General features: G+C 59.6%; 17 protein-coding genes. 8 read left to right on the forward strand and 9 right to left on the reverse strand.

The window, feature by feature from the left end; all coding sequences use genetic code 11:
* The first annotated feature begins 71 nt into the window (after positions 1-71).
* Entirely contained in the window at positions 72-1,634 is a 1,563-nt protein-coding gene (gene ahpF / locus ACS4NR_RS07405; protein WP_456019554.1) for an alkyl hydroperoxide reductase subunit F, read from the forward strand.
* A 175-nt stretch (positions 1,635-1,809) separates the two neighbouring features.
* On the opposite strand, the gene gloA is transcribed toward ahpF, so the two are convergent.
* Positions 1,810-2,331: a lactoylglutathione lyase gene (gloA, locus tag ACS4NR_RS07410; RefSeq protein ID WP_007963339.1), complete on the reverse strand. Its 522-nt coding sequence runs from the start codon at positions 2,329-2,331 to the stop codon at positions 1,810-1,812.
* A 139-nt stretch (positions 2,332-2,470) separates the two neighbouring features.
* On the opposite strand from gloA, the gene ACS4NR_RS07415 reads away from it, so the two are divergent.
* Positions 2,471-2,989: a DUF4946 domain-containing protein gene (locus ACS4NR_RS07415; RefSeq protein ID WP_456020371.1), complete on the forward strand. Its 519-nt coding sequence runs from the start codon at positions 2,471-2,473 to the stop codon at positions 2,987-2,989.
* Positions 2,990-3,207: 218 nt separating this feature from the next.
* Here ACS4NR_RS07415 and ACS4NR_RS07420 read toward each other — a convergent pair whose 3' ends face one another.
* The 3 genes from ACS4NR_RS07420 to ACS4NR_RS07430 all read right to left on the reverse strand — a co-directional run bounded on the left by ACS4NR_RS07420 (position 3,208) and on the right by ACS4NR_RS07430 (position 6,331).
* Positions 3,208-3,573 (reverse strand): histone-like nucleoid-structuring protein, MvaT/MvaU family, encoded by a 366-nt coding sequence (locus tag ACS4NR_RS07420; RefSeq protein ID WP_095135678.1) that lies wholly within the window; start codon positions 3,571-3,573, stop codon positions 3,208-3,210.
* 234 nt (positions 3,574-3,807) lie between these two features.
* Positions 3,808-5,343: an EAL domain-containing protein gene (locus tag ACS4NR_RS07425; RefSeq protein WP_204894711.1), complete on the reverse strand. Its 1,536-nt coding sequence runs from the start codon at positions 5,341-5,343 to the stop codon at positions 3,808-3,810.
* 115 nt (positions 5,344-5,458) lie between these two features.
* Positions 5,459-6,331, reverse strand: a complete 873-nt coding sequence (locus ACS4NR_RS07430; RefSeq protein WP_456019555.1) for a LysR family transcriptional regulator — start codon at positions 6,329-6,331, stop codon at positions 5,459-5,461.
* A gap of 78 nt (positions 6,332-6,409) precedes the next feature.
* On the opposite strand from ACS4NR_RS07430, the gene ACS4NR_RS07435 reads away from it, so the two are divergent.
* Together ACS4NR_RS07435 and hppD are read left to right on the forward strand one after the other, a co-directional pair.
* Positions 6,410-7,357 (forward strand): DMT family transporter, encoded by a 948-nt coding sequence (locus ACS4NR_RS07435; protein WP_456019556.1) that lies wholly within the window; start codon positions 6,410-6,412, stop codon positions 7,355-7,357.
* Between the two features lie 245 nt (positions 7,358-7,602).
* Positions 7,603-8,679, forward strand: coding sequence for a 4-hydroxyphenylpyruvate dioxygenase (hppD, locus tag ACS4NR_RS07440; RefSeq protein ID WP_095135686.1), 1,077 nt, complete (start codon positions 7,603-7,605; stop codon positions 8,677-8,679).
* Between the two features lie 177 nt (positions 8,680-8,856).
* Here hppD and rarD read toward each other — a convergent pair whose 3' ends face one another.
* The 3 genes from rarD to ACS4NR_RS07455 all read right to left on the reverse strand — a co-directional run bounded on the left by rarD (position 8,857) and on the right by ACS4NR_RS07455 (position 12,549).
* The gene (gene rarD / locus ACS4NR_RS07445) at positions 8,857-9,738 is read right to left on the reverse strand and encodes an EamA family transporter RarD (RefSeq protein WP_095135688.1); all 882 of its coding nucleotides are present in this window, start codon (positions 9,736-9,738) and stop codon (positions 8,857-8,859) included.
* Positions 9,739-10,011: 273 nt separating this feature from the next.
* On the reverse strand, positions 10,012-11,025 hold the full coding sequence (locus tag ACS4NR_RS07450; protein ID WP_456019557.1) for an aldo/keto reductase: 1,014 nt from the start codon (positions 11,023-11,025) through the stop codon (positions 10,012-10,014).
* A 213-nt stretch (positions 11,026-11,238) separates the two neighbouring features.
* Positions 11,239-12,549, reverse strand: coding sequence for an MFS transporter (locus ACS4NR_RS07455; RefSeq protein WP_456019558.1), 1,311 nt, complete (start codon positions 12,547-12,549; stop codon positions 11,239-11,241).
* Positions 12,550-12,721: 172 nt separating this feature from the next.
* Between ACS4NR_RS07455 and ACS4NR_RS07460 the strand changes: the two genes are divergently transcribed.
* The 3 genes from ACS4NR_RS07460 (at position 12,722) to ACS4NR_RS07470 (ending at position 17,186) form a co-directional block, all read left to right on the forward strand.
* Positions 12,722-13,840: a sugar diacid recognition domain-containing protein gene (locus ACS4NR_RS07460; protein ID WP_456019559.1), complete on the forward strand. Its 1,119-nt coding sequence runs from the start codon at positions 12,722-12,724 to the stop codon at positions 13,838-13,840.
* A 223-nt stretch (positions 13,841-14,063) separates the two neighbouring features.
* Entirely contained in the window at positions 14,064-15,206 is a 1,143-nt protein-coding gene (locus ACS4NR_RS07465; RefSeq protein WP_456019560.1) for a glycerate kinase, read from the forward strand.
* 354 nt (positions 15,207-15,560) lie between these two features.
* Complete coding sequence (locus ACS4NR_RS07470; protein WP_456019561.1) at positions 15,561-17,186, forward strand: methyl-accepting chemotaxis protein; 1,626 nt, start codon at positions 15,561-15,563, stop codon at positions 17,184-17,186.
* Positions 17,187-17,254: 68 nt separating this feature from the next.
* Here ACS4NR_RS07470 and ACS4NR_RS07475 read toward each other — a convergent pair whose 3' ends face one another.
* Complete coding sequence (locus ACS4NR_RS07475; protein WP_095135701.1) at positions 17,255-17,989, reverse strand: hypothetical protein; 735 nt, start codon at positions 17,987-17,989, stop codon at positions 17,255-17,257.
* A gap of 232 nt (positions 17,990-18,221) precedes the next feature.
* Here ACS4NR_RS07475 and ACS4NR_RS07480 point away from each other — a divergent pair, with 232 nt between their 5' ends.
* On the forward strand, positions 18,222-19,409 hold the full coding sequence (locus ACS4NR_RS07480) for a pyridoxal phosphate-dependent aminotransferase (RefSeq protein WP_456019562.1): 1,188 nt from the start codon (positions 18,222-18,224) through the stop codon (positions 19,407-19,409).
* 236 nt (positions 19,410-19,645) lie between these two features.
* Here the strand turns inward: ACS4NR_RS07480 and ACS4NR_RS07485 are convergent, their stop codons facing one another.
* Positions 19,646-20,938 (reverse strand): OprD family porin, encoded by a 1,293-nt coding sequence (locus ACS4NR_RS07485; protein ID WP_456019563.1) that lies wholly within the window; start codon positions 20,936-20,938, stop codon positions 19,646-19,648.
* Between the last annotated feature and the right edge of the window lie 55 nt (positions 20,939-20,993).

Here is a 20,993-nt window from a genome sequence, read left to right on the forward strand (position 1 = left end):
ATTGAAAAAGCCCGGGCGAGATTCGCTCGGGCTTTTTTTCGCCTCAAATAAAGACACAGGAGATCGCCCGTATGTTGGACGCCAATCTTAAAGCCCAGTTGAAATCGTACCTGGAACGGGTCACCCAGCCGATCGAGATCGTTGCTTCCCTCGACGACGGTGCGAAATCCCGGGAAATGCTTGACCTGCTCAAAGACGTTGCCGGTCTTTCGAGCCAGATTACTTTGATCGATAGCGGCACCGATGCCCGCAAGCCGTCGTTCTCGATCAATCGCCCAGGTGCCGACATCAGCCTGCGTTTCGCCGGCATCCCGATGGGCCATGAATTCACATCGTTGGTGCTGGCCCTGTTGCAAGTCGGCGGCCACCCATCGAAAGCCAGTGCCGACGTGATCGAACAGATCCGCTCGCTCAAAGGTGAGTTCAGCTTCGAAACCTACTTCTCGCTGTCGTGCCAGAACTGCCCGGATGTGGTTCAGGCGTTGAACCTGATGGCGGTGCTCAATCCGAATATCCGTCACGTCGCCATTGACGGCGCGTTGTTCCAGGACGAAGTCAACGATCGCAAGATCATGGCCGTGCCGAGCATCTACCTCAACGGTGAAAACTTCGGCCAGGGCCGTATGGGCCTGGAAGAAATCCTCGCCAAACTCGACACCGGCGCCATCGAGCGTCAGGCCGAGAAAATCAGCGCGAAAGAAGCTTTTGACGTGCTGGTGGTCGGCGGTGGCCCGGCCGGTGCTTCGGCTGCGATTTATGCGGCACGTAAGGGCATCCGCACCGGTGTTGCGGCTGAGCGCTTCGGCGGTCAGGTGCTGGACACCATGGCCATCGAAAACTTCATTTCCGTGCAGGAAACCGAAGGCCCGAAACTGGCCACGGCGCTGGAAGAACACGTCAAGCAGTACGACGTCGACATCATGAACCTGCAACGCGCCGACAAGCTGATTCCTGGCAAAAACGGCGAGCTGCACGAAGTCCACTTCGCCAGCGGTGCGACCCTGAAAGCCAAGAGCGTGATCCTGGCGACTGGCGCACGCTGGCGTGAAATGAACGTGCCGGGCGAACAGGAATACCGTAACAAGGGCGTGGCGTACTGCCCGCACTGCGACGGTCCGCTGTTCAAAGGCAAGCGTGTGGCGGTGATCGGTGGCGGTAACTCCGGCGTGGAAGCGGCCATCGACCTGGCCGGTATCGTTTCCCACGTGACGCTGCTGGAGTTCGACGTGCAACTGCGTGCCGACGCGGTACTGCAACGCAAACTGCACAGCCTGCCGAACGTCACCGTGATCACCAGTGCGCAAACCACTGAAGTCACTGGCAATGGCGAGAAGGTCAACGGCCTGCGCTACAAGGATCGCAATACTGACGAACTGCGTAGCGTCGAACTGGAAGGGATTTTCGTGCAGATCGGTCTGCTGCCAAACACCGACTGGCTCAAGGGCACCATCGAGCTGTCGCCGCGCGGTGAAATCATCGTCGACAACCGTGGCGAGACGTCGATCCCGGGGATCTTCGCGGCCGGCGACGTGACGACTGTGCCGTACAAGCAGATCGTGATTGCGGTGGGCGAGGGCGCCAAGGCTTCCCTCAGCGCGTTCGATCACTTGATCCGCACTTCGGCGCCGGCGTAAACGTTAGCCGCTGAAATGAAAAAAACCCATGATCGCTCATGGGTTTTTTATGCCTGACACAATCCAATTGTAGGAGTGAGCCTGCTCGCGATGGCGGCTGCACATTCAAAACATCATGGCCTGACACACCGCTATCGCGAGCAGGCTCATTCCTACAGGAGAAATTTGTGGTCAGTTACAGCGGCGCAGGCTGAATGATTTCAACCCAGTAGCCATCCGGGTCCTTGATGAACGCCAGGCTTTTCATGCGGCCATCGGTCAGGCGCTTCTGGAAATCACAGCCCAGCTCTTCAAAACGTGCGCACGCGGCAACGATGTCCGGCACCGAGATGCAGATATGACCGAACCCGCGTGGGTCGGTATTGCCGTTGTGGTAGGCGAAGTCGGCGTCGTTTTCGGTGCCGTGGTTGTGGGTCAGTTCCAGAATGCCGGGAATCGACTTCATCCACTCGGTGCGAGCAGCGGCGTCGGCCGGGATCTGTGCCTTGTCGACCAGCGCGAGGAAGTACAGGCTGAATTCGGCTTCCGGGAAATCACGCTTCTCGACCAGCGAGAAACCCAGGACGCGAGTGTAGAAGTCCAGCGACTTGGTGATGTCCTTCACACGCAGCATGGTGTGGTTGAAGACGAAGTTGCGGGTTGCGCTGTCTGGAGTGGCGGTGACGCCGGGGAAAGTGTTCAGTTCGTGCAGGCTCATAGGCCCTCCGTAACAATGGGGCGAGTGAATGGGCGCAATGATACGCATGCGGGGCGACATCGCCAAACCGAATGCGCGGCTTGCTCTGTGGGCTGCCGGGCCTCAGACTTTGCTGCTCAATCTGCGAGTGCCTCTGGTAATGATCCGACCGTTCAAAGCGCTGTTCGTTTGCCTTTTCTCATCGCTGCTTGCCGTTCCGGCGCTGGCGGATCAGCCCGGTATCACCTGGCCTGCAGGCTGGGAAGTGGAGGCGCTGCCTGATCAAGCCCCTCAGGTTTCGCGCCAGCGCGCGGTGAAAAACGATGCTGACGGCAATCAGGTGATGGTGATGGAGTTGACCATGAGCCAGGTTGAGGCAGGCCATCAGGTCAATGTGCAGGGTGTCCTGCTGGAAATGCGCAAGTCTATTCAGAAAGACTTCTTCCAGGGCGGCTACCAAAGTGTTTGCAACAAGGTGCACCCGGCGACGCTCGGCTCTTTGGCTGCGCTGGAAACCACCTGCACGATCACTGAAAACGGCCGACATGTGTTGTCGCAAACATTGGTCGCTGCGGCCTCGGCGGGTAAGGCTTATGTACTTTCCTGCGCGGGTCGGGCGGAGGTTTATAAGGCCAGCACTGAAGAAATAGAAGCGGTGAGAAACAGCTTGAAACTTTAAGTGGCTGTTCGCTCTCTGGCAGGATTAGATACCCGAAGGAATTAAGCACAAAGTTTAGCAGCGGTTACAGCTGCAACATCCCGGCGCAAATTGTTTGGCCTCACGTCTTGTGGGTGTTAAAGCGAATTGATAACTAGCGCGGGGGAAATCGTTGCTTTTGTTAGATATTGTCGAAAAAAAAGCCCTGCATACAGCAGGGCTTGTTTATTGACGCAAGATTAACCGCGCAACCAGGAATCGACGGTGGCAGCACCGTACTGTTCCTTCCAGGCTTTCAGGCCGCGGTGGTTGCCGCCCTTGGTTTCGATCAGTTCACCGGTGTGCGGGTTGTGATAGACCTTGACCACGCGAGCGCGGCGGGTTTTCGGTGCGGCAGATACTTGCAGGCCGGACTTGGATGGGTTCGGATCGAGGATGGCGATGATATCTTTCAGGCCTTTGCCATAGGTTTTCATCAGCCCCTGGAGCTTTTCTTCGAATTCGATTTCTTTCTTGAGCCCGGCATCGTTCTTCAGCGATTCCAACTGCTTGAGCTGTTCCTGAAGGGCCTTTTCAGCTGCACGAAATTCAGCGAGTCTGGACAATATCTTTACTCCAATAGTGTGTTTGGCTGATACCAACCGCAAACAAAGCTATAAGCCAAGAGCCTTGAAGCGACTCGGTGATAATGGCTCGCCTGCCAATCTTGCACAGGCTGAAAAAATTGTAGTAGTTAATGCGCCAAGAGTAAATCCTGATCTTGTCGTCATGTAACAACAGTGGTGTTTTGTATCAATTTGGTGCGTCCGGTCGCAGCACCGGGCTTAATTTATTTTTAGTTAATGGTGACTTAATGCATCGATGAAGTCAGCGCCGGGCATGGGTTTTCCGAACAGATAGCCCTGCAGGAAGTTGACGTGGTGTGCGGTCAGATAGTCAGCCTGTGCCGGAGTTTCTACACCTTCGGCAACAATACCCAGATCGAGCTTGGCCGAGAGTTCGATAATCGTGTCCAGAATATGCCGCGATAGCGCATCAATGCCGATCATCGCGACGAAACTCTGGTCGATCTTGAGAAAATCGACATTGAATGTCCGCAGGTAGCCCAGGCTTGAATGGCCGGTACCGAAGTCGTCGATGGCGATCATCACCCCCAGCGTGTGCAACTGCTCGAACAACTGGTGCGTGATATCGGTTGGCTCAATCAGCTCGCGCTCGGTCAGCTCCAGCACCAGATTGATACTGCCGGGGGCAAATACGGCGAGAAACTTGCGACAGTCTTCAACCAGTTGCAGATCCTGGCAGTGGCTGGCGGTGATGTTGATGCCGATGTGGAACGGTTTGTCGAAGTCCGCCGACAATGGACCGAGCAGGGCGGCAGTCTGCTGCATCAGCGAGCGGGTCATGGGCACGATCAGGCCTGAATGTTCGGCAAACGGAATGAACAGGTCCGGACGCACGAGACCTTCCTTGGGGTGATTCCAGCGCATCAGCACTTCAGCACCGGACCATTTCCGGCTGTCGCCATGCACCACCGGCTGGAAGTAGGGAATGAATTCGCCCGCCTCCAGCGCGCGCAGCATTTCATGGCTGGGCGAGGTGGCGCGCCGTTGCAGGACGTGGGCGATAGCGCCCGCAATCACCCCGAAAAACATCAGCAGGCTGAACAGCGGCGGGTATTCGCCGGCCATGTAGCGCCACGTTTGTCCCTGCGGGAAGCCGGCACTGACACTGAAGGCATAGCGCGAAGACGCGAGCATGCTTTGCGCCACCGGCAACGGCGGCAGGGCGCCTTGATGCACCTTGCCATCGACGGACAGCCAGTTATCGCCGACTTGCAGCAACAGCAGCGTCTGCCGGCCGATCAGTCGCAGGATGTTGCTCAGGTGATAACCATCGAGGGTGGTCAGCGCGCCACCGCGACCTTCGCTGAGCCGATACACCAGCAGCGCGGTGTTGGGCGTGACGGGGTTGCCATTCATCAACCACAGTTTGCCCTGCGCATAGTCGCCCGGGTTCACGGCCTCCTTGAACTCCCCGAACAGCGAGCTGCAATAGAGATTGTTGTCCCACACCAGATTGGTCGAGCGCACGAAGGGGCGACGCGTCACCTGTTCACGCAAGGCCAGTTTTACGCTGTCGCAGGGCTGGCCAGCCAATGGCAACAATTCACTGGCGGCCTGGGCGGTGTTGTCGAGCATCAGTTCAAACTGGCGCAACGCCTCCTCGGCAGTATTTTGTGTGCTCTGTTGCAAGGCGCGTCCGGCTTGCAGATACAGAATCCCGCCGCCTAGCAGGACGGGCAAAACACCACAAAGCAGGCTCACAAAAATGCGTACGCTGCGTTTGCGGCGGGGTCTGACGGTCAAGGGCATTGGCGCATCCTGTCGCGATGGGGTGGAACTCTCGAATGCAGGCCTGGCAACGGCGCACCGGTGAAAAACAGCGAAGTCAGAAGGGATGATAGATGGCCGTTGGCGCTTGTGCCGCTCACGGCTGGTTGATCTGCGTGGCGAGTTCGATAAATGCCCGCGTGGCGGGCGAAGCCTGACGCTGATCGAGAACAGCGAGGCCGATCAGGCGTTGTACCGCCGGCAACAGCGGTTTCCTCAGGTAACGCGGCGCTGGATCGTCCGGCAATGAGCCTTCGGCGACGACGGTGATGGCATCGCCCCGGCTGACGACGTCCAGCGTACTGAGCAATTGCGAGCAGCGGTAGCGAATGTTCGGTTGCAGGCGCGCGGCAGTGAACAGACGTGAAACCAGTTCCGATGACCCGGCCTCGGTCAGCACAAAGGGGTCGGCACTCAAATCCTGGAGGCTCAGCGCCGCACGTGCGGCCAATGGGTGATCGAGCGGGAGCAGGGCAACCATCTGGTCTTCGACCAGAGCAAAAGTGTCGAAGCGCTCCTCGGGCAACACCACAAAACCGATGTCGATTCGCCGCTCCTCCAGCCACTGCAGCACCTGCCGGTCCGGTCCCTCATCAATGTGCACTTCAATGCCCGGATGCACTTCGCGATAGCGCTGCAGAATCTTCGGCAGCAACTTGATCGATGACGTCGGGCCGAATGAGCCGATACGCAACGTGCCGGTTTTCATGCCTCGCGCATCGGCCGCTTCCTGGCGCAGGGTGTTGGCCAGACCGAGCATGGCCCTTGCGCGCTGCAGCAGTTGCTCGCCGATATCGGTGAGCTCCACCTGCGACTGGTGCCGCCGCAACAACTCCACGCCCAACTCCTGCTCCAGCGACTTCATCGCGTGGGATATCGCCGACTGCGAAATCCCCAGACGATGGGCAGCGAGGGTAAATCCGCGCAGTTCGGCGACCAGCGAGAAGATCTCCAGTTGTGTGAGGGTCATGAGTGTTTGCTCATTTTACGATGAGAGGGCATGAGGGGAATGATACGCCATCCTTCAACTTCTTTCGTTTGGAACGTCATGCGCAACCTTGAGCAAATCCACATAACGGCCTCCGACCGGTCGGTTTACCTGACGCTGGCAGCGGTGACCATGATTTGGGGCGGGACCTTTGTCGCCGGGCGTTTTCTGGCGGGCAGCCTCAGCCCGTTACTCGCCGCCAGCCTGCGCTTCCTGCTCGCCAGCGTGGCGCTGCTCGGATTTCTGTGGATAGCGCGTATCCCGCTGGCGCGACCGACGCCCCGGCAATGGCTGCAACTGACTTTGCTGGGGCTCTTCGGCATTTTCTTCTACAACCTGTGCTTCTTTTATGGCTTGCAGTACATCAACGCTTCACGGGCTTCGTTGATTGTCGCGTTGAACCCGGCCGTGATCGGTCTGGCCTCGTGGGCGTTGTTCAAGGAGCGCCTGGGGCGGGCGAAAGTCGCCGGTATCGCGCTCTGCATCGCGGGCGCCGGCCTGGTGATTGTCAGCCGTAACCCGCAATTACTTGCCGTGACACCCGATGCGTGGATCGGTGATCTATTGATTTTTGGCTGCGTGTTGAGCTGGGGTGTTTACTCGCTGTTTTCCCGGGGGCTGAACCAATCCATCGGCCCGCTGCAGACCGTGACCTTTTCCGTGTTGATCGGCAGCGCGATGCTGTGGGCGCTGGCAATGTTGCGTGGCGAGGTCAGCGGAGCAGCCTTGATCAGCCTCGGAACGCCACAATGGCTGAGCCTGATTTACCTCGGCGTGTTCGGCTCGGCGCTGGCTTACATCGGCTACTACGATGGCATCCGCAAAATCGGCGCGACCCGATCCGGCGTGTTCATTGCCCTGAATCCGCTGACCGCGGTGGTGCTCGGCGCGCTGCTGCTCGGCGAGCAACTGACGTTGAGCATGTGCCTGGGCGGCGGGTTGGTGCTGGTGGGGATTTACCTGTGCAACAAACCCCTTGCACCGATGCGAAAAAGGCGGATTTTATAGAGAGGGCAGACAACCCTATTTACGCTGTGTAGAATCCGGTTACGCATACAATAATAAACGTCTTCTGGCAGCAGAAGCCTCGCCCGCAAGAGCCTTGGGTCGACAATGAAGATATTCGGGTTTCAACTGATCTACGGTGACTTCCTCGCCCGCAGTGTGCGAGGCATCTCCTGCGCACCTCCCGCCGGTCTCAGCATTACTGACAAATAACTCTGGTTAATTGATAAGAATGATGAGGCGTCACCATGACCGATTTATACGAAAACCCAATGGGCCTGATGGGCTTTGAGTTCATCGAGTTCGCATCGCCGACTCCTGGCACCCTGGAGCCGATCTTCGAGATCATGGGCTTCACCAAAGTCGCGACCCACCGTTCCAAGAACGTGCACCTGTATCGCCAGGGCGCGATCAATCTGATCCTCAACAACGAACCAAACAGCGTCGCCTCGTACTTCGCCGCCGAGCATGGCCCGTCGGTGTGCGGCATGGCGTTCCGCGTCAAGGATTCGCAGAAAGCCTACAACCGTGCCCTGGAACTCGGCGCCCAGCCGATCCACATCGAAACCGGCCCGATGGAGCTGAACCTGCCGGCGATCAAAGGCATTGGCGGCGCGCCGCTGTACCTGATCGACCGTTTCGGCGAAGGCAGTTCGATCTACGACATCGACTTCGTTTTTATCGAAGGCGTTGACCGCAACCCGGTCGGTGCCGGCCTGAAGATCATCGACCACCTGACCCATAACGTGTACCGCGGCCGCATGGCCTACTGGGCCAACTTCTACGAGAAGCTGTTCAACTTCCGCGAGATCCGCTACTTCGACATCAAGGGCGAATACACCGGCCTGACCTCGAAAGCGATGACCGCACCGGACGGCATGATCCGCATCCCGCTGAACGAAGAGTCGTCCAAGGGCGCCGGGCAGATCGAAGAGTTTCTGATGCAGTTCAACGGCGAGGGCATCCAGCACGTGGCGTTCCTCACCGACGACCTGGTCAAGACCTGGGATCAGTTGAAGAAGATCGGCATGCGCTTCATGACCGCGCCGCCGGACACCTACTACGAGATGCTCGAAGGCCGTCTGCCGAACCACGGCGAGCCGGTTGATCAACTGCAATCGCGAGGCATTCTGCTCGACGGCTCGTCGAACCCGGACGACAAGCGCCTGCTGCTGCAGATCTTCTCGGAAACCCTGATGGGCCCGGTGTTCTTCGAATTCATCCAGCGTAAAGGTGATGATGGTTTCGGCGAGGGCAACTTCAAGGCCCTGTTCGAATCGATCGAGCGTGATCAGGTGCGTCGTGGTGTGCTCGCGACTGAGTAATCCGCCACCAGAATGAAAAAATCCCGGCTTGCAGTCATGCACAGCCGGGATTTTTTTGCGTCAGCAAAATTGTGGGAGCGGGCTTGCTCGCGAATTCGGTCTTTGGTTCAAGGTCTTTGTTGACTGAACTGACGCTTTCGCGAGCAAGCCCGCTCCCACAGTTGTTTTGTGGTGCGATTAAGGGCGGCGCTGCCGCATCAGGTGCTTGAAGCCTTCGAAGACCAACACCACCACCGCCAGCCAGATCGGAATGTACGTCAGCCACTCGCCGGCCTTGATACTTTCACCGAGCAACAACGCCACGCCGAGCAGCAATACCGGCTCGACATAGCTGAGCAAACCAAACAGGCTGAACGGCAGCAAGCGGCTGGCAATGATGTACACCACCAGCGCTGAAGCACTGATCAGACCGAGCAGCGGAATCAGCCAAAGCAAGCCCGGGTACTGATCGAACACGCCAAAGCCTTGCTCACCGCCGCGCACGAACCAGTAGGCCACCGGCAGCATCAAGGTCATGTCGACCCACAGACCGCCCAGGTTGTCGGTCTTCAGGCGTTTGCGCAGCACGAAATACAGCGGATACCCGACCACGACCACCAGGGTCGCCCAGGAAAACCCGCCGACCCGATACAGCTCGTTGGCCACGCCGAGAATGGCAAAGAACACCGCGATTTTCTGCAGGTACGACAGGCTGTCGCCGTACACGATGCGTCCGGTCAGCACCATCGCCAGCGGCAGCAGGAAATAACCCAGCGACACGTCGAGGCTGTAGCCGTTGAGCGGGGCCCACATGAACAGCCACAACTGCACGCCGAGCAACGCCGCCGAAACGATCAGGCCGCCGATCAGCTTTGGAGTGCCGGCCACGCGGCGCAGCAACTCCAGCACTCGCCGCCATTCCCCCGACACCAGCATGAACACGGTCATGCACGGTACGGTCAGCAGCATCCGCCAGCCAAAGATTTCCACGCCGCTCAATGGGGTGAGCAGCGAGGTGTAGTAATACATGACGGCAAACAGCACCGAGGCTGAAACCGATAGAGCGATACCTTTAGACAAACTGTCCTCGCGGGTGGGTGATCAAACAGGGCGCGCAGGATACGTGGTTTTTGTGCTGAATATTGGCCGAGTGATCAATATTTCCCACATCTTGAAGATAAGCACAAAACCTGTGGGCGTGATTGAGTTCGCGAAGAAGGGGCAGACTCGAAATCTTTAGTGACGGAGCCAACGCTTTCGCGAGCAAGCCCGCTCCCACAGTGTATTGGTGTCGAATACAAGGTTTGCATCCGGCGCCAATCCCCTGTGGGAGCGGCCTTGCTCGCGAAGCTTTCAGGCCGAGCGCGGTTTACGGCCCGACACAAAATGGCTTACATCGTTGAATCCCGGTGTCGAAGCATGCCCCGGCGTCACCAGCGAGTCGATGAACGCTTCATCCTCCGCCGTGATCTGCACCGCCTGCGCCTTGGTATAAGCATCCCACTGTTGTTCGGTGCGCGGCCCGACAATCGCCGAGGTCACCGCGCTGTTGTTCAGCACCCAGGCAATCGCGAACTCGACAATCCCGACCCCACGGCCCTGGGTGTACTGCTGAATCTGTTGGGCGATGCGCAGCGATTCCACCCGCCATTCGGTTTCCAGAATGCGCTTGTCCTGACGCCCGGCGCGGCTGTTGGCGTCCGGCGCCGCATCCGGCGCGTACTTGCCGCTGAGCACGCCGCGAGCCAGCGGGCTGTAAGGCACTACGCCGAGGCCATAGGATTGCGCGGCGCTGATCTGCTCGGTTTCGGCCTGACGGTTGACGATGTTGTACAGCGGCTGGCTGATCACCGGACGGTCGACTCCGAGCTTGTCAGCGATACGAATCACCTCGGCAATCCGCCAGCCGCGATAGTTCGACAGGCCCCAGTAGCGAATCTTGCCCTGGCGAATCAGATCGCCAATCGCCGACACCGTGACTTCCAGAGGGGTGTTGTGGTCTTCGCGGTGCAGGTAATAGATGTCGAGATAGTCGGTGCCAATACGGCTCAGGCTGGCCTCCAGACCATTGAAGATGTGCTTGCGGCTTAAACCACTGCGATTCGGCACGCCATCCACCGGGCCGAAACCGACCTTGGTCGCCAGCACCCACTTATGCCGATTGCGGGCTATCGCCTCGCCGACGATTTCTTCCGAGCGGCCGTTGGTGTAGACGTCGGCGGTGTCGATGAAATTGATGCCCTGATCCCAGGCCTTGTCGATGATGCGCAGCGAGTCTTCAGCGCTGGTCTGTTCGCCAAACATCATCGTGCCGAGGGTGAGGGTGGACACCTGCAACCCCGAGTTCCCCAGTGTGCGGTAGCTCATGCCGAAATCCTTTGATCGGGTGGGAAAACTCCAATCAAATACCAGAAGCGTCCGACGCCGCAAAGTGAATTATCGGCTCAGCAACCCGCCTGCAATACCTGAGCTTGCTCGGGCATCGTAAAAAGATCGCAGCCTGCGGCAGCTCCTACGCGCAAATACGCGTTTCCCTGTAGGAGCTGCCGCAGGCTGCGATCTTTTGATCTTGAAGCGTGATTAAGCCCGCAGCGTCCGCGTCATGCGCAACGCCAGCAAGCTGCCGCCGACAATCACACCCGCCAGCAGATACAACGCCGCATCGGTCGAACCGGTGCTGTCCTTGACCCAACCCACCAGGTACGGGCTGAGGAAGCCGGCCATCTGCCCCATCGAGTTGATCAACGCCAGACCACCGGCCGCGGCGCCCGCGCTCAACAGGGCAGTCGGCACTGGCCAGAACATCGGCAGACCGGTCAGTGCGCCCATGGTGGCGATGGTCAGGCCGAGGATGGCGATGGCCGGGTTGGCGGCGAAGTTCACCGCAATCAGCAGACCGAGCGCGCCCATCAGCATTGGCACAACTAAATGCCAGCGACGTTCTTTGCGCAAGTCCGCCGAACGCCCGACCAGCAGCATGAATACCGCCGCCAGCAGATACGGAATCGCGCTCAGCCAGCCGATCACCAGGTTGTCGCTGAAGCCGAGGTTCTTGATGATCGACGGCAGCCAGAAGTTAATCGCGTACACGCCGCTCTGGATGCAGAAGTAGATCAGGCCGAACGCCCAGATCGCCGGGTTCTTGAACACCGCGAGCAGCGAGTCCGAGGTGGTTTTCGGTTTGTTCGCCAGGTCTTCGGCTTGATCCGCCTCAAGCACCGCGCGTTCATGCGCAGTCAGCCATTTGGCGTTGGCGAAACTGTCGCTGAGCAGGAAGTAGGCGAGCACACCGAGGATTACGGTCGGGATGCCTTGCAGCAGGAACATCCATTGCCAGCCTGCCAGTCCACCTTGCCCGGCGGCGAAGTGATTGAGGATCCAGCCGGAGAACGGGCTGCCAAGCAGGCCCGAGACCGGGATGGCCGACATGAACAGCGCCATGATCCGTCCACGGCGAAACGTCGGGAACCACTGCGAGAGGTACAGCACCACACCCGGGAAGAACCCGGCTTCGGCCGCACCAGTGAACAGGCGCAGGGTGTAGAACTGGGTCGGGGTGGTGACGAACAACAGGCAGGTCGATAGCGTGCCCCAGGTGATCATCATCAGCGCGATCCAGCGGCGCGGGCCGAATCTGGTCAGGGCCAGATTGCTCGGCACGCCGCACAGCACGTAGCCGATGAAGAAGATCCCGGCACCGAGGCCGTACACGGTTTCACTGAACTTCAATGCGTCGAGCATCTGCAGTTTGGCGAAGCCAACGTTGACCCGGTCGAGGTAGTTGAACAGGTAGCAGATGAAGATGAAGGGGATCAAACGCAGGGTGATGCGTTTGTAGACGGCGTCTTTACCGTCATCGATGGTCTGGGTAGCTGCGGCGCTCTGCGACATAGCGGCTCTCTCTTTATTATGATTTTTTGCGATGCACAGGTTAACGTTGATCGCTGTGAGAGTCTCGGCCACCTGTGGCCGGATTGTCTTTGTGCCTGAGCACAGGGTTTGCCGCCAGACCCTGTGCGGGTGAACAACCGTCCGCCGCCGTTGCTTAAGGATTTTGCCGATCATGTTCGAACTCGATCACGACCTCGCTCAGGATATCGTCGACCGGGCCATGGCCATTTTGCCCTACAACGTAAACGTCATGGACAGCCAGGGCCTGATCCTCGGCAGTGGCGAGCCGGAGCGCATCAACACCCGTCACGAAGGCGCGCAACTGGTGCTGGCCAACGGGCGGGTGGTGGAGATCGACGCGCAAACCGCGGTGCATTTGAAGGGCGTGCAGCCGGGGATCAACCTGCCGCTGCTGCTCGATCAACGCCTGATCGGCGTGCTTGGCATTACCGGCGAACCGGAGCAACTGCGCACCTACGCCGAACTGGTGCGCATGACCGCGGAAATGCTCGTCGGCCAGCGCAATCAACAGGCCGAGCAGCAATGGCGGCGCCAGCGTTGCGACGACCTGCTGGCGTTGCTGTTGAGCGAAGCCGGGGATTCGCCGCGACTGGTTGATGAGGCGCAGCAATTGGGTCTCAAACCACAATTGACCCGGGTGCCGTATCTGTTCGAACTCGGTCTGGAACATGGGCCGGGGCAAACCGTCGAGGCCTTGAGCGCCTGGTTGACTTCGCGCTACCCGGACAGCTGGTGCGTCAGTTCGGCCAAGTCATCGCTGCTGTGGTGCCGGCCCGCAAGTCAGACGGTTGAGCATGATCGTTTGCTGGAAAAGCTTGATGGCCTGGGCTGGAACATTCTGCGCATCGCCGTCGGCGGGCAGGCGGATGGCCTGGCCGGTTTACGCCGCTGTTATCGGCGCGTCGGCGATCTGCTCGCCTATGGCCGGGATGTGCTGCCGCAGTCGCGACTGCTGACGCTCAATCGTTATCGCCTGCCGGTGATGCTCTGGCGCCATCGCAACGATGATGCGCTGGATGAACTGCTCAAGCCGTTGCGCAAAGTCATCGCCAAGGACGGCAATGGCCAGTTGCTCGCGACCCTGCGCAGTTGGTGTGAACACGATGGGCAGAGCCAGGCGTGCGCCGATGCGCTGGGCATTCATCGCAACAGCTTGCGTTATCGGATGGAGCGGATTGCCGAGATCAGCGGGGTGGATCCGCTGCGGCTGGACGGGATGTTGGCGTTGTACCTTGGGGTGCAGTTGTTGCCGCAGACTGACCCGAGTTGATCGGGTGTTTTCAGAGACGCCATCGCGAGCAGGCTCACTCCTACATTTGAAATGCATTCCCCTGTGGGAGTGAGCCTGCTCGCGATAGGGCCAGAACATTCAGCATCAATCCCAAGGCTTTTGTATAAATGAACAACAATCGCCAATCCCGCTTGTGCAGCGGACAGGCGTCAATGCGCAGGCCGACTGGCAGCATGAACGGCATTGGAACTGGAGAATTCGCATGAAGATCGTCATCGCCCCCGATTCGTTCAAGGACAGCCTGAGTGCCCAAGGCGTTGCCGAAGCCATTGCCCTCGGGCTGGCGCAAGTCTGGCCGCACGCGACGCTGGTCAAATGCCCGATGGCCGACGGCGGCGAGGGCACGGTGGAGTCGATTCTTGCCGCTTGCGAGGGCGAACTGCGCCGCACCCGAGTGCGCGGGCCGCTGGGTGCGCCGGTCGACGCCGCGTGGGGCTGGCTGCCGCACAACCACACCGCGATCATCGAAATGGCTGAGGCCAGTGGTTTGCAATTGGTGCCTACGGGGCAGCGCGATGCCTGCATCACCAGCACCTTCGGCACTGGCGAGCTGATTCGCGCCGCGCTGGATGCCGGCGCGCAACGGGTGATTCTGGCGATTGGCGGCAGCGCCACCAACGATGGCGGTGCCGGTGCGATGCAGGCGCTCGGGGTGAAATTGCTCGATGCGCAGGGGCAGGCGCTGGTGCCGGGTGGTCTTGCCTTGGCGCAATTGGCCCGTCTTGATCTGAGTGATCTGGATTCGCGTCTGTCGCAGGTACGCTTCGACATTGCCGCCGACGTCAACAATCCGCTATGTGGCCCGCATGGCGCCTCGGCGATTTTCGGCCCGCAAAAGGGCGCGTCAGCGGCACAGGTGCAGCAACTGGATCAGGCGTTGGGGCACTTCGCCGGGCTCTGCGCGCAAGCGTTGGGCAAGGACGTTCGCGATGAGCCGGGCAGTGGTGCGGCGGGGGGCCTGGGTTTTGCGGCCAAGGCGTTTCTTGGCGCGCAATTTCAGGCTGGCGTCGAAGTGGTTGCCGAGCTGGTGGGCCTGGCCGAAGCCGTCAACGGCGCCGATCTGGTGATCACCGGCGAAGGGCGTTTCGACGCGCAGACCTTGCGCGGCAAGACTCCGCTCGGCGTGGCGCGGATCGCCAGGCAGCACGGTGTGCCGGTAATCGTCATCGCCGGCACCTTGGGCGAGGGCTATCAGGAGCTTTACGGCCACGGCATCGACGCCGCATTCGCCGTCACCAGCGGCCCGATGACCCTGGAGCAGGCGTGTGCCGAAGCGCCGCGCTTGTTGCGCGAACGGGCGACGGACATCGCCCGGGTCTGGCAGATGGCTAAACTCAATAGCTGACGCCCTGAAGATGTTGTGGCGAGGGAGCTTGCTCCCGCTCGGCTGCGTAGCAGTCGTCAATCCGGCTGATGCGGTGAGACTTATGATACGTGGTGGCAGGATATAGGGCCGCTTCGCAGCCCAGCGGGAGCAAGCTCCCTCGCCACAGAAGTAGGCCAAGCTACATGGTGTTTCAGTGGTGAAACACCTTGAAAAATACTTGAGATTTGTACGAAACCTTCCTGAAGAGCCGCCGATACAGAGATCAGGCGCACACAGATTCCCTCGAACAGTGACGCCGTACTGGCCCCGCCCCCCAAGGGCCAGTGATGACGGCAAGGACGCTCGCAGCTACCTCTATCCGAGAGTCCAACCATGTCCTTGCGTAACCTGAATATCGCGCCCCGTGCCTTCCTCGGTTTTGCCTTTATCGCCTTGTTGGTGATTGTCCTTGGTGTGTTCGCCGTCAACCGCATGTCGACCATCCGCCAGGCCTCCCTCGACATGGATACCAACCAACTGCCCAGCGTCACTTACCTTGGTGTGGTGACGGAAAACGTTCTGCGCCTGCGGATTCTGTCGTTCCGGATTCTGGTCAACCGCGACCCGGCAGGTCTGCAAGAAGCGCAAACGCGCATCGGCGTGCTGGTGGACAAGGTGCGCAGTGCTCAGGCCAGTTACGCCGCGTTGCCGGCAGAGAGCGAAGAGCGTGCGTTGTATCAGATGTTCGCGACCACGCTCGACAACTACCTGCAAGCGCAAAACCAGATGATGGAGCTGTCGCGTCAGGACAAGGTCGACGAGATGCGTACGTTGATCAACACGCGGATCAAGGACGGCACCGACCAGATGGGCGAACAGCTCAACAAGCTCATCGCAATCAACGCGGCGGGGGCGAAAGTCGCCTCCACTCAGGCCGGCGAGTATTACGACAGCGCCATCACCGGTATCGTGATCGTCGCCGTGGTGGCGGCACTCGCCACCGTACTGCTGGCCCTGTTGCTGACTCGCAGCATCGTCACCCCGTTGAACCGTGCGGTTCTGGCAGCGCAAACCATCGCCGGCGGCAACTTGACCCAGTCCATCGAAGTCGACGGCAAGGACGAAGCCACACAGCTGTTGCAAGCGCTGGCGACGATGCAGACCAACCTGCGTCAAACCATCGAACAGATCGCCGGTTCCGCCACTCAGCTGGGCGCGGCTGCCGAAGAGCTGAGCGCGGTCACCGAAGAAGCCTCCCGTGGCCTGCAACAGCAGAACAACGAGATCGAACAAGCTGCCACCGCCGTCAACGAAATGACCGCCGCCGTGGAAGAAGTCGCACGCAACGCGGTGTCGACGTCCGAAGCCTCGAATCAGTCGACCCAGGCCGCCCGCGAAGGTCGCGATCAAGTGGTGAAAACCGTCGACGCGATCCAGACCATGACCCATGACGTGCAGAGCACCGCGCAAATGATCGAAGGCCTCGCTGCACAGGGTCGTGACATCGGCAAGGTGCTCGATGTGATCCGCGCTATCGCCGAACAGACCAACCTGCTGGCCCTCAACGCGGCGATCGAAGCGGCGCGTGCCGGTGAGGCCGGACGCGGATTTGCGGTGGTGGCGGACGAAGTGCGTGCCTTGGCACATCGCACCGCGCAATCGACTCAGGAAATCGAAAAAATGGTCGCCGGTATTCAGAACGGCACCGGCGAAGCGGTTTCGTCGATGCAGCAAAGCAACCAGCGTACCCAAACCACCCTGGAAATGGCCCGCGCTGCCGGCGTGGCGCTGGAGCAGATCACCCAATCGATCCATCAGATCAACGAACGCAACCTGGTGATCGCCAGTGCCTCGGAAGAACAGGCGCAGGTCTCGCGTGAGGTCGACCGCAACCTGGTCAACATCCGTGATCTGGCCACGCAGTCCGCCGCCGGGGCCAACCAGACCAGCGCTGCGACCCATGAACTGTCGCGTCTGGCGGTGGATTTGAATGCAATGGTGGCGCGGTTTGTGATTTGAGAAATACGCAGTTGCCTGAAGTGGGACGAACCAGATGAGTGTTCGGCCCACCTCGAAGAGTCAGCGCTTCAAGACAGGTCCACTTTGACTTGCTTAAACGAAGATTGTTGCCCAAGGTTTCCTGCACGATCGCGCAGCCTGTAAAACGCGAACATCGTGCCGGAGCCTATCTCACGGATAATCGCGCCACTCAGTTTGATAACGGTAGGTGAAGTTGCGTCATGCACCGTTTTAATGATGACTGGCTCCGCCGCAAGTGAGCCAAAGTGAAATTCGATGCTGTCGCAGGCTCGCTGCTGCATATAGGTGGCAATGGTTACCAGAACTTCATCATTGTTGGCGGCGAGATACTGCTGGGTGATCCCCTCAATGTCGATTTCTGGTGGAAATTGCGGAGGTTCTCCCGGATTGCCGAAGTTGGGAGCCGTTAGATCGACCGTAATCGGCGTGCTCGCGGCCATGGCTTCATTCCCGCCAATATTGACGATATATGAAACCTCGTGCTCGCCTTCCTGTGCCAGGTAGGTCTCAGGAATATGGGCCGCAAATGGGAAAAGCGCCGGGTCGATGGGTGTCGTAAAAGGATAGTCCGCCACCGGTTTCTCATTTAACAACAGCGTCAACAGTACTTGCACTGGCACTGGTTCAGGAGGTGAACACTGCCAGTCTGGAATCAACACCTTTAGTGGCGATACCAATGCACTCAATGGCAACAGGTTAACCTGACTGCCAGGGAAATCGGGTAGCGCATCGGGGATTTCCGGTGCGTCCAATAAGAGGATTTTTTCATTCAGATTCGTCATCGTTTCAACACTCCGTCGTTTCGATTAGAGGGGGGCGCAGTTGTTTCCTCATGTTGATTAAGCGAGCGTTTGTGAAGTGAGTCTACTGTCAGCTCTGACAGGTAGTCAGCCGACTGCTAATCGACCACAGTACGAAGTTCTTCTTTAAATTCATCCAAAGGACAAAGCGGCTGGCGCGGTTTGTGATTTGACCTAGGGTGAAGGCTGGAGACCGCGCAATCAGGAGACGTGCATGCGCTATTCAGCCTTGACCCAACGCATCGCCGGGGAGGGCGCCGCCGCCTGGCAGATTCATGACCGAGCGCTGGAGCTGCGCGCCGAGGGGGTCGATATCCTGCTGCTGAGCGTGGGCGATCCGGATTTCGACACGCCGTTGCCGATCATCCACGGCGCCATCGACAGTCTGCTGGCCGGCGATACGCATTATTCCGACGTGCGCGGCCGTCTGGCGCTGCGCAAGCTTATCGCCGCCCGCCATCAGCGGCGCAGCGGTCAGGTGGTGGATGCCGAGCACGTGATCGTGCTGCCCGGCGCGCAATGTGCGGTGTATTCGGTCGCGCAATGCCTGCTGGATCCGGGTGACGAAGTGATCGTCGCCGAGCCGATGTACGTGACCTATGAAGGTGTGTTCGGTGCCTGTGGTGCCACGGTGGTGCCGGTGCCTGTGAAGCCGGAGAACGGTTTTCGCGTTGATCCCGCCGATGTTGCCGCGCGGATCACGCCGAAGACCCGCGCGATGTTGCTCAACAGTCCCAATAATCCTTCCGGCGCGAGTCTGTCCCTGCTGATCTGGCAAGAGCTGGCGGCGCTGTGCGTGCGTCACGATCTGTGGCTGATCAGTGACGAGGTTTACAGCGATTTGCTCTACGATGGCGAACACATCAGCCCGGCGAGTCTGCCGGGCATGGCCGAACGCACGGCAACCATCAACAGCCTGTCGAAATCCCATGCCATGACCGGCTGGCGCATTGGCTGGTCGATCGGGCCGAAAGCCTTGGCTGAGCATCTGGTGAATCTGTCGTTGAGCATGTTGTTCGGCCTTCCGGACTTCGTGCAGAAAGCCGCGCAAGTGGCGCTGGAAAGTGATCTGCCGCAGGTGACGCAGATGCGCGAGGAATACCGTTTGCGCCGCGATCTGGTCTGCGAGCGCTTGCGCGGCTGCCCGGGGCTGCAACCGATTCGCCCGGATGGCGGGATGTTCGTGATGGTCGATGTGCGCCAGACCGGGTTAGGCGCGCAGGCGTTTGCCGAGCGCCTGCTGGAAGGTTACGGGGTTTCGGTGCTGGCCGGTGAAGCTTTCGGGCCCAGTGCGGCGGGGCATATTCGCATCGGGCTGGTGCTGGATCGGGTGCAATTGGCGGATGCCTGTGCGCGGATTGCGTTGTGTGCGGTGCAGCTGTTGCAGGCGCGCAGTGCCTGAGAGATGGGTGTTGTTTGAGCCGGCTTTTTCGCGAGCAAGCCCGCTCCCACAGGGGATTGGGTTTTCAGGCGGGCGGGGCGAGGTTGTCGAGGGCGCGGTTGCCGGTCAGTTCGCCGAGCATCACGACTTGCTGAGTGCCCAGCAGGGTCTCGCTGTCGGCGGCTTCGTGGAGTTTTTTTGAGTCGATGGATTCGCAGGGCGACGTCGGGTCTGAGTCCGGGTTTAATTACCGGCCATCAGAACCCCAGCGGGTACTGAATCACCACATAAATCCGGTCGATATCATCCCCGGCCTGCGCCTCGTTGGCCCGGTGCGAGACGTGCGACAACTGCACCGACAGATCCTTCGCCGCACCCGACTGCACGATGTATTTCAGATCAATATCCCGTTCCCAATGTTTGCCGCCTGCGCCCTGCTGCGGCTGATAGTCACCAGTTTCGGCATCGAACGGGTTGTACGCGCCGCCCTTGGGCGCGTGAGTGCCGTCGATGTGGCTGCCGGAGACGTAGCGGGTCATGAAGGTCAGGCCGGGGATGCCGAAGGCGCCGAGGTCAAGGTCGTAGCGTGCTTGCCAGGAGCGTTCGCCGGCGCCGTTGAAGTCGGCGTATTTGATCGAGTTAGCGAGATAGATCGAGTCGCCACCCACAAAGTCGAACGGTGTGTCGCCGTTGATGCGTTGCCAGCCGAGCATGAGCGCGTGCGGGCCGAAACTGTACTTGCCGGACAGGCTGAACGCGGTGTTATCGATCGCCCCGGCCAGCGCGCGACCGGTATCGCGGGTGTGATAGAGGTTGGCGTCGAGCAACAGGCCGGACTGTTTGAAATGCAGATTGGCGTAGTACTGATGCCAGGTGTCAGTCAGGTCTGAGGCGTAAAGCGATCCACCGACCGGACTGTCGCCGAACAGATCGGCGCCGAAAAAACTGATTCCGCCGGCCTCGGTGTTGGCGCCGTAACCATAAAAGTCGCCGCGGCCTGAGGAGCTGTCCTGATTCTTGAATGCGCTGAAGCGGCCGGCCGTGAAGTTAACGTTGTCGATTTCTTGGCTGTTGAGCAGCAGGCCCGTGGCGTATTCCGGTTGCAGGCGCTTGTCCGAGGTGTCGAACACCGGCGTTTCCACCGTCATTTCGCCAAACGCTAGGGTGGTGCGCGAAGCTTTCAGTTTGAACGCGCCGCCAGCGCTGGAGTAGTTCGGTTCACTGCGACCATTGCTGTCGACCGGCAACAGCCCCGTGCCGGAATGTCCTTTGCCGCCATCGAGTTTCAGGCCGAGAAAGGCGTGGGCATCGATGCCGAGTCCGACAGTGCCCGGTGTGTAGCCAGAGGTGAACGTGCCGATAAAACCCTGGGCCCATTCCTGTTTATAGTTTTTGCCGGAGGGAGAGGGCGAGCGGTAGTCGTTGCTCAGGAAGAAGTTGCGGCTGAGCACTTCGGTTTTGGCATCGTTGAAGAAGTCATTGGCGAAAACAGTATCGGTCGCTGCGCACAGCAGGGCCAACAGCGCAAATTGGGGTGTTGAGGAAGCCATCGTGAGAGACCGACAATCAGGGAAAGTCTCCGATGATGGGCACTATCAACCGGGC

It is taken from the genome of Pseudomonas sp. JQ36 (assembly GCF_053851495.1).

Excerpts from the sequence above, each read along its gene's own strand:
- ahpF (WP_456019554.1), top strand. The coding sequence starts at position 72 with ATGTTGGACGCCAATCTTAAAGCCCAGTTGAAATCGTACCTGGAACGG.
- gloA (WP_007963339.1), bottom strand. The coding sequence starts at position 2,331 with ATGAGCCTGCACGAACTGAACACTTTCCCCGGCGTCACCGCCACTCCA.
- ACS4NR_RS07415 (WP_456020371.1), top strand. The coding sequence starts at position 2,471 with ATGATCCGACCGTTCAAAGCGCTGTTCGTTTGCCTTTTCTCATCGCTG.
- ACS4NR_RS07425 (WP_204894711.1), bottom strand. The coding sequence starts at position 5,343 with ATGCCCTTGACCGTCAGACCCCGCCGCAAACGCAGCGTACGCATTTTT.
- ACS4NR_RS07430 (WP_456019555.1), bottom strand. The coding sequence starts at position 6,331 with ATGACCCTCACACAACTGGAGATCTTCTCGCTGGTCGCCGAACTGCGC.
- ACS4NR_RS07435 (WP_456019556.1), top strand. The coding sequence starts at position 6,410 with ATGCGCAACCTTGAGCAAATCCACATAACGGCCTCCGACCGGTCGGTT.
- hppD (WP_095135686.1), top strand. The coding sequence starts at position 7,603 with ATGACCGATTTATACGAAAACCCAATGGGCCTGATGGGCTTTGAGTTC.
- ACS4NR_RS07450 (WP_456019557.1), bottom strand. The coding sequence starts at position 11,025 with ATGAGCTACCGCACACTGGGGAACTCGGGGTTGCAGGTGTCCACCCTC.
- ACS4NR_RS07455 (WP_456019558.1), bottom strand. The coding sequence starts at position 12,549 with ATGTCGCAGAGCGCCGCAGCTACCCAGACCATCGATGACGGTAAAGAC.
- ACS4NR_RS07460 (WP_456019559.1), top strand. The coding sequence starts at position 12,722 with ATGTTCGAACTCGATCACGACCTCGCTCAGGATATCGTCGACCGGGCC.
- ACS4NR_RS07465 (WP_456019560.1), top strand. The coding sequence starts at position 14,064 with ATGAAGATCGTCATCGCCCCCGATTCGTTCAAGGACAGCCTGAGTGCC.
- ACS4NR_RS07470 (WP_456019561.1), top strand. The coding sequence starts at position 15,561 with ATGTCCTTGCGTAACCTGAATATCGCGCCCCGTGCCTTCCTCGGTTTT.
- ACS4NR_RS07475 (WP_095135701.1), bottom strand. The coding sequence starts at position 17,989 with ATGACGAATCTGAATGAAAAAATCCTCTTATTGGACGCACCGGAAATC.
- ACS4NR_RS07480 (WP_456019562.1), top strand. The coding sequence starts at position 18,222 with ATGCGCTATTCAGCCTTGACCCAACGCATCGCCGGGGAGGGCGCCGCC.
- ACS4NR_RS07485 (WP_456019563.1), bottom strand. The coding sequence starts at position 20,938 with ATGGCTTCCTCAACACCCCAATTTGCGCTGTTGGCCCTGCTGTGCGCA.